The sequence below is a fragment of the Acetobacter malorum genome, assembly GCF_002153605.1.
In the GTDB taxonomy this organism is placed as follows: domain Bacteria; phylum Pseudomonadota; class Alphaproteobacteria; order Acetobacterales; family Acetobacteraceae; genus Acetobacter; species Acetobacter malorum_A.
Genome location: NZ_JOPG01000014.1, coordinates 13,689 through 26,497, shown reverse-complemented (window position 1 = coordinate 26,497; position 12,809 = coordinate 13,689). Strand labels below are relative to the sequence as shown.

The window sequence follows — 12,809 nt, the reverse complement described above, 5'->3', positions numbered from 1 at the left end:
AAGAGGGAAATTTCCGTTAGAAATGCTTGAAGAAGTAAGCCTCGATAATACCGGCATGGTGGCCAAGGTCCGGCAGGGCATAGTTTTGGGGCACGCCAGCGCGGGCCAGCGCCTTTCCGGCAGGGCCGGAAAACGCAACGCCTCCGGTCAGCGCGGCGGATGTTGTGGCGTTGAGCGTATATTCAGCCGAGACATCCAGCTCGTCTGAAATATGCCGCCCGGTATGGGGTTTGAGGCCTGCCCCTGTGGCATAAAGCAAAGACAGATCATAATAATGCAGACCAAGCTTCAGGCTGTCCTGCGGGTTCATCAGATGCACGGGCGGAGTGGCTGTCAGGTCAATCTGATGCACTTCCAGATTGGAAAGCGGGGCCAGATACATCCCCACAATTTCCCCCGGCCAGTACCCGCCATAACAATAGCGCTTACCGTCATACAGGAAGAACGTGTCGTAACTCCGTTTGACGGAGCCTTCCGGGTTTCTGGCACCGCTATAGCGCGTATAGCGATAGAACAGGGAGGGCTGCCAGGGCAGCATGGAAAATCTGTAGCCGGGCTCAAGAAACATGCCGTAGGCCTCAACAGATTGATACCCATTGCCAGCGTGACTGTTCTGCTCGGATACAAAATCTCCGTAGAACGTAAAGTTCTTGGAAATGCCAAGCTGTTTGATGGGGAATAACGTGCCGCCCCAGCTCAGGGAGGCCACGTTCATCCCCTCCCTGTCCGCACGGGCGGAATAATCATAGTGTGCGGACGTATCGGCCTCACGCACATGGAAGTAGGTAAGCGTTACAAACGCCGCGCGGTCCGCATAGGTGTTTTCCCCATGCCCGCCGGGACGATTGACAAACCAGCTGACGTCAAACCCGACAAACTTGGTTTTAGGGCGGTCATACCCCTTGTCGATATCATTATCGGAGTTGCTCTCCAGCATGAAGACATCGGCGCGCACCGGGTTGCCTTCCAGCTTGATGACACCGGGGCCGGAAAAGGCAAAGCGCGGTGCATACCACCATGCGCCACGGTTGCCGGCACTGTAGGTGCCTTTGCCAATCAGGAAGCCATCATCCACCGCAAAGGCCTGCCTGCCACCCAGAATTGTCAGTTTGTTAGGATTTCCGAAAAGCTTGACGGGCATTTCCACGCCCAGATTGGCTTCTTCCAGATAAATAGAACGGGGTGTGCCGGAGGTTTGAGACACCTCTTCCGCATCCCCGTTGCCCAGCGTCGTCGCACCGAGGGCGGAGGCTCTGCCAATAACCGTAAAACCATGCCCCAGCGCCCACTGGCCGGTCAGAATGGGTTTGCCGTAAAACTCACCATAAACAGGGTTTTTATGCCGCTGATAGGCACCGTTTTTCTGGGGTGCGTAAGAACCCGCGCCAAAGTTGGCATTGGGAACAAAAAAGGCTGAACCCCCAATGTCCAGACCGCCCTGCAGCGTCAGACCACGCACAGACACCAGCGTTGTATCCGCCTGTGCGCTTTGGCTTTGCATCCCAAAAGACATACACAGGCCCAGACCGCCCAGAACAAGAGAATGAACTGTCTTGCGCATGGTGCCCTAGCACACACTGCGGCAACAGGCCGCCATACTCTGTCTCATGCCATAACACTCCCTCTTTTTGCCTCGGGGCACATCTTGTGCTTCTGCCCCTGAGGCTCTGACATTTGGGACCAGAAGATCCCTTTCTTCCTCCACATAAAATTCCAGCCTCTGTCTGGAAAAACCCTGCGCACAGATGTGCGAAGACCAGACATCAGGCTCCGCCAGTCAACCGCACACACCAGCCAGAAGGCTGGACGTACAGAGCCCGGACAACGCTCTAAAATATTATAACAACTTCATAACAATATGAGGTTTGCACGATATTATATTATTTTCAAGCGTAACGTGCTTTTACGATTATTACCGCACGGTGGGATTATTAACATATTCCACATGGAAAAGACAAAGAATAAAAAGACATTTCTCTAAACATATAGTTTTGAAAAGAGAATGATGTTGTAGATTATCTGCTTAATACTATACGAACCCGAAACAAAAAAATTATTCGTTTTCGATTTGCCTCTGAGCAAGAAAGCAGATTTCCGGGCCTTCTCAGACAACACAAAATCGTGAGCCGTTGCGAGCAGCAGAAAACACGGAGGGCGTTCCTCCCCGCCCTCAGTCCGTCACAAAATTGTGACGGCCCCCGCCTCCAACCTGCTTCCGGCTGATCCGTTCCCACTGTCATTACAGGGATTACACCGCGCTGCTCCGCCTCCCGCCCAACCAGAAGGAACTGACGCCATATGGCTAAACCCAATGTTTCAGAAGTTATTGTCCAGACGCTTGAAACCGCTGGTGTGGACGCCATTTACGGCGTGGTGGGAGACAGCCTGAACGGCATTACAGATAGCCTGCTCAAACATAAATCAATCCGCTGGGTGCATGTCCGGCACGAGGAAGTCGCCGCTTTTGCCGCCGCTGGTGCCGCCCATGTGACCGGCAAACTGGCCGTGTGCGCGGGGTCCTGCGGGCCGGGCAACCTGCACCTTATTAATGGGCTGTATGACGCGCACCGCTCCCGTGTGCCGGTTCTGGCCATTGCCGCCCAGATTCCCAGCCCGGAACTGGGGTCGGGTTATTTTCAGGAAACACGTCCGGAAGCCCTGTTCCGGGAATGCAGCCATTATTGCGAGACCATTTCCTCGCCTGAACAGGCCCCGCGCCTTGTTGAGCTAGCCATTCGCGCCGCCGTGGGGCAGCGCGGCGTGGCCGTTATTGTCATCCCCGGTGATGTCGCGCTGAAAACGGCTGTGACAACGGCTATTTCTGCACAATCTGCTCTTCTGCCTAAAGCCCCGCGCGTTATCCCGTCAGAAGATGAGCTGAGCGCACTGGCAACGCTTTTAAAGAGCGGCAAGAAAATCACCCTGCTGGCCGGGCGCGGCTGTGCCGGTGCCCATAAGCAGCTTTTAAAGCTGGCGGAAGCGCTGAAGGCTCCCATTGTCCACGCGCTGGGCGGCAAGGAGCATGTGGAATACGATAACCCCTATGATGTCGGCATGACGGGGCTGATCGGCTTTTCCTCCGGCTATCACACTCTGATGGCCGCCGATGTGGTGCTGATGCTGGGCACGGACTTCCCTTACCGGCAGTTCTATCCGGAAAATGCCAAAATTGCGCAGATTGATATCCGGCCAGAACAGCTTGGCCGCCGCTGCACGCTGGCTCTGGGGCTGGTGGGCGATGTTGCCTCCACACTGGACGCCCTGTTACCTCTCCTGCCCGTGCGCACCGACCGCAGCCATCTGGACCGCAGTCTGGAACTGTATGCCAAAGCCCGGCAAGGGCTGGATGATCTGGCAACCGGCGGCAAAGGCCCCATCCACCCGCAATACCTCACAAGGCTTGTCGATCAGGCCGCCGCCGATGATGCCATTTTCACCGCAGATGTTGGCACCCCCACCGTCTGGGCCGCCCGTTATCTGACCATGAATGGTCGGCGGCAGCTGATTGGCTCCTTTGTCCACGGCTCTATGGCCAACGCCTTGCCGCAGGCCATTGGCGCACAGGTGGCGCAGCCTGGCCGGCAGGTAATCAGCCTTTCGGGCGACGGTGGCTTTACCATGCTGATGGGCGACCTGATCACACTGACGCAGGAAAAACTGCCGGTTAAGCTGATTATCGTGAACAATGGCTCGCTCGGCTTTGTCGCGATGGAAATGAAAGCCGCAGGTTATCTGGAAACCGGTGTGAACCTGTAAAACCCGGACTTTGCCGCCATGGCTCGCGCCATGGGCCTGCACGCCGTGCGGGTTGAAAATCCGGCGGACCTGCCCGCTGCCGTGGATGAAATTCTCAACCACCCCGGCCCCGCCGTGCTGGATGCTGTGACCAACACGCAGGAACTCGCCATGCCACCCAAAATTGAAAAAGCCCAGATTACCGGCTTTAGCCTCTACGCCCTGAAAGCCGTGATGAACGGGCGGGGTGACGAAATACTTGATGTTGCCAAAACGAATCTTCCGTTTCTCCGGTAAAATAAGGCAGCAGTTTTCGAAATTCTGGTTGCGGGGCATCTTTTTTTGCGTGATGCTCCTCTTTTTTATTCAGACAATCCATTTTTTAGAAAAAGTGTTTTCAAATTTAAGAACTAACAGACTGTCTGGAATTCTCTTATGGTCATACTTAAAATATTACATAGAAAAATTTACCAGAAGCCTTGAGCATAATATTGACTAAGGATCATCCCATTCACATGTCACAACAAATCGACCACCCTTCTATAAAAGAAGAACTCTTCCTAAAATTACAACAAGACCATTCTATTTTTGATCCCAGCAGTGCAAACACTGATAAAATCAGGTGCTGCATGTGCGGAAGATTACTCGCAAAAGATCAGTTCTCACTCGAACATATAATTCCGCAACAAGCTTTAAAAGCAGACCTAAGGGCTGCTCGAACATTGGTTCCCACGAATACTCGAGCGGGCTTGACGTTACTATGCAACACTCCTTTGGAACTTAAAGGTCGAAAATATTCCGAGAAGGGTTGCAACTCATGGAAAGGAGCAAAATACGACACAAATATAAACAAAATAATAAACGGAGTAATTAATAAAATAAATCACAAAAACCCAATAATTTCATTACTATCTCTGTGTTATTTAGCTCTATTCAGTAAATTTGGCTATAGAGTTGCGTTTACAAAAGCAGGCATCATTTGTAGAAAACAGTTTTTCTCTCCCGCGAAATTTCAAGCTGATCTTCCAGATTTTTCTCAACTAGCTTTTCTCGGTTCTTCACCACTGGATATCACCGAAAATAACCAAGCTTACTGGTCTTCTCCTTTTTGGTTTGATGAAGGGCAGCAGCAAGTAGGCCAGTATGTCGAGTAGGTGTACGTCATTTATCTATGACGCTGCCTCTGTCTCACCCATTAACGCATCCGATCAGTTCATCTATTCCATGGCTACCCCGCAAATACATTTTGCGCCCAGATTTCCGTCAGTTTTTCGACTAATATTTTTCTTTATGCATCAGATATACTGCTCAACCTTACCAAAATGCTTCCACTCAAACGTCGAAAATTTTTATTCGCCGACTGTCCGGCTTCCGACCAAACATTTCAGCATTTTCCCCCAACATAAAAGATTATCGCAGAACGACACCCAATACGGCATCAACCAGCAACAACTGCACATCTGCAATTTGGTGTTTTTATTGGATTTTTGGGAATTGGAGCGGATGAGGGGAATCGAACCCCCGTATGCAGCTTGGGAAGCTGCCGTTCTACCATTGAACTACATCCGCATACCGTGGCGCGCACTATAGCGAGATCAAACGGGCCTGACAATCCGTTCTCTCTCGCTTTTTTCGGCAGTCAGTCTGCCTCCATATCCGCCGTCACCAGATCAGCCACATGCCCAATCTCGCGCAGGGTCAGGCCTTCAGGCGGTTTGGTGCGCGCACTCCCACGGGCAATACGGCGCGGCAGCACGGCTTTATCAAACCCCAGCTTGGCGGCTTCCTTCAGGCGCGCATCGGCCTGTGAGACCTGCCGCACTTCGCCAGACAACCCGACCTCGCCAAAATAGACCTCACCCGCGCTGGTCGGCATGCCGGTTGCTGCGGAAATCAGGGCAGCCGCCACGGCCAGATCGGCCGCAGGTTCGGCCACTTTCAGGCCGCCAGCCACATTCAGATAGACATCCATGCCAGAAAGCTTCACGCCGCAGCGTGTTTCCAGCACCGCCAGCAGCATGGACAGGCGGCCACTATCCCAGCCCACCACGGCACGGCGGGGTGCGTTGTCCCCACTTTTGGGGGCCAGCAGCGCCTGAACTTCCAGCAAAACAGGCCGCGTGCCTTCCAGCCCGGCAAACACGGCAGATCCGGCAATATTGCCGCGTCGTTCCGCAAGGAACAGGGCTGAGGGGTTAGAGACTTCCTCCAGCCCCCGGTCCGTCATGGCAAACACGCCAATCTCATCCGTAGCGCCAAACCGGTTTTTGGCAGCGCGCAAAATGCGGAACTGATGCCCCCGGTCGCCCTCAAAATACATGACGGCATCGACCATATGCTCCAGCACACGTGGGCCAGCCAAAGCCCCTTCCTTGGTGACATGCCCGACCAGTATCAGGCTGAACCCTTTGCGCTTGGCCAGACGGATCAGTTCAAACGCGCAGGCCCGCACCTGAGAAACCGAGCCGGGCGCGCTTTCCACCGTTTCCAGCCACATGGTCTGGATGGAATCGATCACCACCACCCGCACATCCGGCTCGGCTTCCAGCGTGGCGACAATGTCGGCCACGTTGATGGAGGCCGCGAGGTCCAGCGTCGCCTGCCCTACGCCCAGACGCAGGGCGCGCAGACGGATCTGGTCTACCGCTTCCTCGCCCGAGATATACAGAACGCGCTCGCTCTTCGCCGCCAGCTTACAGGCAGCCTGAAGCAGCAGAGTGGATTTCCCGATCCCCGGATCACCCCCCACCAGCACCACAGAGGCCGGAACCAGCCCGCCACCCAGCACGCGGTCCAGTTCTGCAATGCTGGTCTGGATACGCGGTGGCGGAGCGGCCATGCCCTCCAGCCCTTCCAGCTTGACGCGCCGGCCTTTGCTGCTGGCGCGGGGGGAAGACGCCGCCAGCGGCTCCACCGCGATTTCCTCCAGCGTATTCCACTCACCGCAGGCCTCGCACTGGCCCATCCATTTGGGATACACCGCCCCACAGGCCCGGCAGGCAAACTGGCGGGCTGGTCGTTTAGCCAAGAGCGTTCTCCCCCATCATCGTATCGCTCATCTGGGGGCGGACACCCCGGTTCTCAAGAGCCGGGGCTTACGGACGCCCCACGGACTCATAGGTAAACCCGGCAGCGCGCATGGCGGCGGGGTCAAAAATATTGCGCAGGTCCACAATGGTACGAGTGCGCATCCGCTGGCTGAGTTCCACCGGGGAGAGCGCGCGGAAAATGTTCCACTCCGTCAGCACGACCAGCACATCCGCTTGCTCCGCCGCATCGAGCGCATCGGCACAATAGGTGACACTTTCCGGCAGCAGCGGTCTGGCTGCTGTCATACCCACCGGGTCATACGCCCGAATATCCGCGCCGGCTTCCGCCAGACGATGCAGAATCGGGATAGACGCGGATTCGCGCATATCATCTGTTTCCGGCTTAAAGGTCAGCCCCAGCACGGCCACCGTCTTGCCCGCCACCGAGCCGCCACAGGCCGCAATAATGCGCCCGGCCATGCCGGCCTTCCGCGCCTCGTTCACCTGCACCGTGGTTTCCACCAGACGGCAGGCGCTATGGGCTTCCTGCGCAATGCGGGAGAGGGCCAGCGTATCCTTGGGGAAGCAGGAACCCCCATAACCGGGCCCGGGTTGCAGGAACTTGCGGCCAATGCGCCCGTCCAGCCCCATGCCGCGGGCCAGATCATGCACGTCCGCACCCAGCGTTTCGCACAGATCGGCCATTTCATTGATGAAGGAGATCTTCATCGCCAGGAAGGAATTGGAGGCGTATTTGGTCAGTTCCGCCGTTTCCAGCCCGGTGAAGAGCAGCGGCGCTTCAATCACGGACAGCGGGCGATACACCCGGCGCAGCACATCTTCTGCCCGGCTCGCACGTTCCGGGCGCGTCTGGTCCAGCCCGATAATCACACGGTCCGGCCGCATGAAGTCGCCAATGGCGCTGCCCTCCCGCAGGAATTCCGGGTTGGAGGCCACATCAAAATCTGCCTCCGGGCGCGCCTGCCGGATAATCTCGGCAATACGGCGGCTGCTGCCCACCGGCACGGTGGATTTGGTGACAATCACGGCATAGCCGGTCAGGGCCTCGGCAATCTGGCGGGCGGCGGCGTGGACATACTGCATGTCCGCAGCGCCATCGCCATTGCGGGGCGGCGTGCCCACGGCAATGAACACAGCCTCTGCCCCGGACACGGCGCTGGCAATATCATCTCCAAACGTCAGACGGCCTGCCTGACTGTTGGACGCTACCAGCGCATCCAGCCCCGGCTCGTAAATGGGAATACGGCCTTCCCGCAAAGCGGACAGACGCGCGGGGTTGGTTTCAACAATTGCGACATTAATGCCGAACTCGGCAAAACACGCGCCTGATACAAGCCCGACATACCCGCCGCCGATCATGGCTATGCGCATTCCCTGCCCTCCTGCCTTACTCATTATCCATTGGGTAGACTTCAAAACTGGCTGACACCAATGCCCTCCGCAGGCGATTGTCGCAATGCTTGATGTCGCATTTTTATAACCGGACCTTTGACGGCCCCCTGACTTCACGCTACGGCTGAACGTTCCTTATGACTCACCCCAGAAACAGGACCGGACCGCCTGACCGGATGGATATGTTGCTCGATCTTGTGGCCAAACTGGGCCGTACTACCCTCGGCCTGATCCGCGCAGCGGGGTCTCTGACGCTGTTTGCGCTCTCCGGCCTCTCTCATATTTTCAGGCCGCCGTTTTACGGGCGCGTGTTCCTGTCCACGTTTCTGGAAACCGGGTTTTTCTCACTGCCTGTGGTGGCACTGACGGCCCTGTTCTCTGGCGGTGTGATCGCCCTGCAATCCTACACCGGCTTTGCGCAGTACCATGTGCAGAGCGCCATTGCAGGCATTGTGGTGCTGGCCGTAACCCGTGAGCTGGGGCCTGTTCTGGCCGGGCTGATGGTGGCGGGCCGCGTGGGTGCTGCCATGGCGGCGGAAATTGGCACCATGCGGGTGACGGATCAGGTGGATGCACTCACCACCCTCTCCACCAACCCCATGAAGTATCTGGTGGCCCCGCGCCTGCTGGCGGGACTGATTGCCCTGCCGCTGCTGGTGCTGGTGGCGGACGTGCTGGGTGTGGCCGGGGGCTTTACTGTCTCCGTCGTCAAGCTCGGCTTTTCTCCCCACGCCTACATCACCGCCACGCTGAATTCGGTAAAGGTGATTGATGTCACCGTCGGGCTGGTCAAAGCCGCCCTGTTCGGCTTCCTGATCGCCCTGATGGGCTGCTATTACGGCTATAATAGCAAAGGCGGCGCGGAAGGCGTTGGCACCGCCACAACCTCCGCCGTGGTGGCTGCATCCATCCTGCTGCTGGCCTTTGATTACCTCCTGACGGACCTGTTCTTCTCACAATGACCGGCACCCTCCCCAAAATCCGTATTCGGGACCTTCACAAGTCCTTCGGTTCCAAAAAGGTGCTGGATGGCATCAATCTGGATGTCATGCCCGGCACGTCCTTTGTGATTATCGGCGGCTCCGGTAGCGGGAAATCCGTTCTGCTGCGCTGTATTCTGGGGCTGATCACGCCGGACACGGGCAGCATTGAAATTGACGGCGAGGACATGATTACCGCCTCCCCCCGCAGGCAGGACGCTCTGCGCGGCAAGATTGGCATGCTGTTCCAGAACGGCGCGCTGTTTGACAGCCTGCCGGTGTGGGAGAACGTGACCTTCGGCCTGCTGGCCCTCAAAAGGCTGAACCGTAAGGAAGCCCGTGGCCATGCCGGGAGCATCCTTGCGCAGGTCGGGCTGGACCCGTCCGTTGGGGAACTCTACCCGTCCGAACTCTCCGGCGGCATGCAAAAGCGCGTCGGCCTTGCCCGCGCCATTGCTGCCCAGCCGGACATTCTGTTTTTTGATGAACCCACAACCGGGCTGGACCCCATTATGGGCGCTGTCATTGACGGGCTGATTGTGGACTGCGTGAAAAAGCTCGGTTCCACCGCCATTGCCATTACGCATGACATGGCCTCCGCCCAGCGCATCGGGGATGAAGCCGCCATGCTCTATAAAGGCCAGCTGATCTGGCAGGGGCCGGCAAGCTCACTGATGGATAGCGGGAACGCCATGGTGGACCAGTTTACCCACGGGCGGCGTGAAGGCCCCATTACCATGGAACTCCGCCGCTAAAGGCTACGCCTGGGCGGACTTTTCCACTTGCTCCCCTCCCCGCCGGGTGAGATAGAAGCACAACCGGATTGAAACACAGGAACAAGACCATGAAACACGCGGTTCTGATGCTGGTATGTGCTTTTACGCTCTGCTCCTGCGGGATGTTCGGCAAGAGTGAGCCGCGCCACATGACGACAGCGGCACAGTGGGAAAAATACGGCTACAAGGACCACCTGCAGGAAACGGCGCAAACCGCTAAATCCACCACCGCAGACGACGCCGACCCGCTCCAGATGCATAAAAACGACAAGACCAAAGACAGCAAGAAGAGCAAAAAGAAGTCCTCTTCCTGATCTCAGTCTGACCGGGAGGACACACAGCCTCCCGCCTCCTGAAAGCCTTCTCTTCGCAACCACCCGGTTCTCTGGCACGTTGGAGCTGCATGTTCCTTGTGCCGGAGTTTAGAGAAGCCTTATGACCCGCCAGCCGTTCCGCGTTCTTCTTCCTGTCCTGTGTATGGTGCTGGCAGGGCTTTTCCACCCGATAGTTTCAGGTTCGACAGCATGGGCGGCTCAGGCAGAAGCCCCTGCGACGCAACCTGCCTCTCCGGCACAAACGCCAGCCCCATTGATTGCAGACATCACGCTGTTTGCGTCGGACGCCACGCTGAACGCGATGGGGGATGAGATCCGCGCGATCTACGTCGGCAGCCGCAAAGATTACTCCACAACCCAGAATACCAATGCCCTGAACATGCTGCTGCGCCGCGCAACAGCGGTCTCCACCAAGGCGGAGGCCCTGCTGGCGCAGATCAAGCCGTATGAATCCGTCTATCAGAATTTTGTGGACATTCTGGGCAAGCCGGAAGCATCGGAACCCGCCTCCATCACCCAGCAGCGCAAAATGCTGACAGCCCGGCAGCAGGACATTTCCGGCCGCATGACGCGCCTGCGGCTTTACCAGCTGGAAGCCCAGCAACTGATGCAGGAACTCCGCCAGCATGGCACGGCCATCCAGCAGGCCACCATGACGCAGCGGTTCCCCACCCCGCTGGGAGTCAATTTCTGGTCTCAGCTTTCCAGCACCGCCAAACAGGACAGAGACCGCGCAGCCGCTCTGGTTTCCGAGATTGGTCTGGTGCTGAAAAATGCCTTTACCGGCCAGCATGCACTGCTCACGCTGGGGGCCATGGCGCTCTCCGGCCTGCTGCTGGCGTTCCATTTTTTCTGCCACACGCCTGTGCGAATGCTGGTCTCCCGCTTTCTGCCCACGGGCCGCATTCGCCCCATTACAGCCGCCGTCATTTGTTCGCTGATTGGCGTTGTGGCGTGGGGCGGGGCGTTTCAGATCATCTGGAATGCAATCAGCTTCAACAATGATGCGGTTGCGGATGATCTGTCTGCTCTGGCCGATATGGTCGCGGCACAGGTGCCGCTGTGCGGGTTTGTGCTGGAACTGGGCATGAGCATTCTCTCCCGCAAGCCGGAATGGCGGGTGTTCCCCATGCCGGACACGCTGGCGCGCAATCTGCGCCTTTTCCCCTTCTGGTTTGCCTCGGCCCTGATTGTGCGCGGCGTTCTGCGCTATGTGGATACCCAGAGCGGGCTGGGGCTGCTGCCCATTCAGCTTCTGGACGGGCTCTATACGCTCACCGTCAGCCCGCTGCTGTTTGCCATCCCCCGCCAGTTGCGCCTTTCGGCCCAGCAGGATGACCCGGCGACCAACTCTGCCGAAATTGCCCCACTTTTAAGAACACTCGTAACCACCATTGCCATTGTCTGCTGGGGGGCGGTGCTGACGGGCTATATCCCGCTGGGTTACACCATCATCTCATGGGTGTCCGTCATGGCCATTACCATGACCGGCCTGCTGCTGGTGGCCCTGCTGGCAACGGCGCTGGGCAGCAGCGTCTTTCCCTCCAGCGCCCCGGTTGGCGCGCATCTGGTCAAGCTGGGTCTGCCTGCCCGGCTGGTGGATCAGGCGAGCGTGGTCATCCCCGGTCTGATCAGCGTTTTTCTGCTGGTTGTTGCTTTTTCTGTCGCCACAGCCGGGGCGGAGTTTGATCCCTCACAGGTTGGCCGCCGTATTCTGTCCATCTTCAAAGGCCAGTCGGCAACGGAAGGCAGCTTCAACCTCTCGCTGGATGCGGTGCTGCTCTGTGCCGGGCTGCCTATTCTGGGCCACTATGCCATCCGCATTGTCAGAAACTGGTTCCGCCTGCACTTCTTCCCCACCACGCGGCTGGATATTGGCGCGCAGGCGTCCATCCTGAATATTCTCACCTATAGCGCCTGGATCGTCATCGGCCTGTGCATGGCCTCTGCCCTTGGGGTCACGGTCAAAAGCATGACATGGGTTGTCAGTGCCCTCTCCGTTGGTATCGGTTTTGGCCTGCAATCCATTGTGCAGAACTTTGTATCCGGCATTATCCTGATGGCCGAACGCCCCGTCTCCATCGGTGATGTGGTCGATATTGCCGGGGCACATGGGGAGGTCGCGCGCATCAGTGTGCGTTCCACCAACATCAAGCTGGCTGATGGCTCCACGATGATTGTGCCAAACTCGCAGTTCATCACCTCTGCGGTGCGCAACGCCACGCGGGCAGAAAAGCCGGGTGTGTTCACCATTCCGTTGCAGGTGCCGTTTACGTCTGACCTGCACAAAGCCATGAATGTGATGACCAGCACGCTGGCCGCCTGCGAAAATGTGGAAGCCCAGCCAGTGCCAACCGCCAGCATTACGTCAGTAACAGACGGCTCCGCTATCCTGACCGGCACGGCCCGCGCCCGTGTGGGGATGGATACCGCCACCGTGCGCAGTCAGGCCCTGTTCGCCCTGTGGCAGGCCTTTCAGGACAATCAGATTCCGGTCACGGTCACCAGCACCCTGATCCCACCCAAACAATAGAATAAAAA

Annotated in this window: 8 protein-coding genes, 1 tRNA gene and 1 pseudogene; 6 read left to right on the top strand and 4 right to left on the bottom strand. The window is 57.5% G+C overall.

Annotated features, from left to right (window positions below):
- Nucleotides 1-16 precede the first annotated feature (16 nt).
- Nucleotides 17-1,513, bottom strand: a complete 1,497-nt coding sequence (locus HK23_RS06995; RefSeq protein ID WP_306300683.1) for an alginate export family protein — start codon at nt 1,511-1,513, stop codon at nt 17-19.
- Nucleotides 1,514-2,298: 785 nt separating this feature from the next.
- On the opposite strand from HK23_RS06995, the pseudogene poxB reads away from it, so the two are divergent.
- Together poxB and HK23_RS14275 are read left to right on the top strand one after the other, a co-directional pair.
- Nucleotides 2,299-4,032: pseudogene (poxB, locus tag HK23_RS06990) on the top strand (ubiquinone-dependent pyruvate dehydrogenase).
- Nucleotides 4,033-4,250: 218 nt separating this feature from the next.
- Nucleotides 4,251-4,889 carry a hypothetical protein gene (locus tag HK23_RS14275; RefSeq protein ID WP_143217507.1) on the top strand — a complete coding sequence of 213 codons (639 nt, stop codon included), beginning with the start codon at nt 4,251-4,253 and terminating at the stop codon, nt 4,887-4,889.
- 341 nt (nt 4,890-5,230) lie between these two features.
- On the opposite strand, the gene HK23_RS06985 is transcribed toward HK23_RS14275, so the two are convergent.
- From HK23_RS06985 to HK23_RS06975, 3 genes are all read right to left on the bottom strand, one after another.
- Nucleotides 5,231-5,304, bottom strand: a tRNA-Gly gene (locus tag HK23_RS06985).
- Nucleotides 5,305-5,374: 70 nt separating this feature from the next.
- The gene (gene radA, locus HK23_RS06980; RefSeq protein ID WP_086653423.1) at nt 5,375-6,763 is read right to left on the bottom strand and encodes a DNA repair protein RadA; all 1,389 of its coding nucleotides are present in this window, start codon (nt 6,761-6,763) and stop codon (nt 5,375-5,377) included.
- Between the two features lie 67 nt (nt 6,764-6,830).
- Nucleotides 6,831-8,156: a UDP-glucose dehydrogenase family protein gene (locus HK23_RS06975; RefSeq protein ID WP_179193833.1), complete on the bottom strand. Its 1,326-nt coding sequence runs from the start codon at nt 8,154-8,156 to the stop codon at nt 6,831-6,833.
- Nucleotides 8,157-8,353: 197 nt separating this feature from the next.
- Here HK23_RS06975 and HK23_RS06970 point away from each other — a divergent pair, with 197 nt between their 5' ends.
- The 4 genes from HK23_RS06970 to HK23_RS06955 all read left to right on the top strand — a co-directional run bounded on the left by HK23_RS06970 (nt 8,354) and on the right by HK23_RS06955 (nt 12,801).
- Nucleotides 8,354-9,139: an MlaE family ABC transporter permease gene (locus tag HK23_RS06970; protein WP_063907944.1), complete on the top strand. Its 786-nt coding sequence runs from the start codon at nt 8,354-8,356 to the stop codon at nt 9,137-9,139.
- Nucleotides 9,136-9,912: an ABC transporter ATP-binding protein gene (locus HK23_RS06965; protein ID WP_063907943.1), complete on the top strand. Its 777-nt coding sequence runs from the start codon at nt 9,136-9,138 to the stop codon at nt 9,910-9,912. The genes HK23_RS06970 and HK23_RS06965 overlap by 4 nt, the downstream gene beginning before the upstream one ends.
- A gap of 89 nt (nt 9,913-10,001) precedes the next feature.
- Nucleotides 10,002-10,247, top strand: coding sequence for a hypothetical protein (locus tag HK23_RS06960; protein ID WP_086653422.1), 246 nt, complete (start codon nt 10,002-10,004; stop codon nt 10,245-10,247).
- Between the two features lie 121 nt (nt 10,248-10,368).
- Nucleotides 10,369-12,801 (top strand): mechanosensitive ion channel domain-containing protein, encoded by a 2,433-nt coding sequence (locus tag HK23_RS06955; RefSeq protein ID WP_086653421.1) that lies wholly within the window; start codon nt 10,369-10,371, stop codon nt 12,799-12,801.
- Nucleotides 12,802-12,809: the final 8 nt, after the last annotated feature.

Excerpts from the sequence above, each read along its gene's own strand:
- HK23_RS06995 (WP_306300683.1), bottom strand. The coding sequence starts at position 1,513 with ATGTCTTTTGGGATGCAAAGCCAAAGCGCACAGGCGGATACAACGCTG.
- HK23_RS14275 (WP_143217507.1), top strand. The coding sequence starts at position 4,251 with ATGTCACAACAAATCGACCACCCTTCTATAAAAGAAGAACTCTTCCTA.
- HK23_RS06975 (WP_179193833.1), bottom strand. The coding sequence starts at position 8,156 with ATGCGCATAGCCATGATCGGCGGCGGGTATGTCGGGCTTGTATCAGGC.
- HK23_RS06970 (WP_063907944.1), top strand. The coding sequence starts at position 8,354 with ATGGATATGTTGCTCGATCTTGTGGCCAAACTGGGCCGTACTACCCTC.
- HK23_RS06965 (WP_063907943.1), top strand. The coding sequence starts at position 9,136 with ATGACCGGCACCCTCCCCAAAATCCGTATTCGGGACCTTCACAAGTCC.
- HK23_RS06960 (WP_086653422.1), top strand. The coding sequence starts at position 10,002 with ATGAAACACGCGGTTCTGATGCTGGTATGTGCTTTTACGCTCTGCTCC.
- HK23_RS06955 (WP_086653421.1), top strand. The coding sequence starts at position 10,369 with ATGACCCGCCAGCCGTTCCGCGTTCTTCTTCCTGTCCTGTGTATGGTG.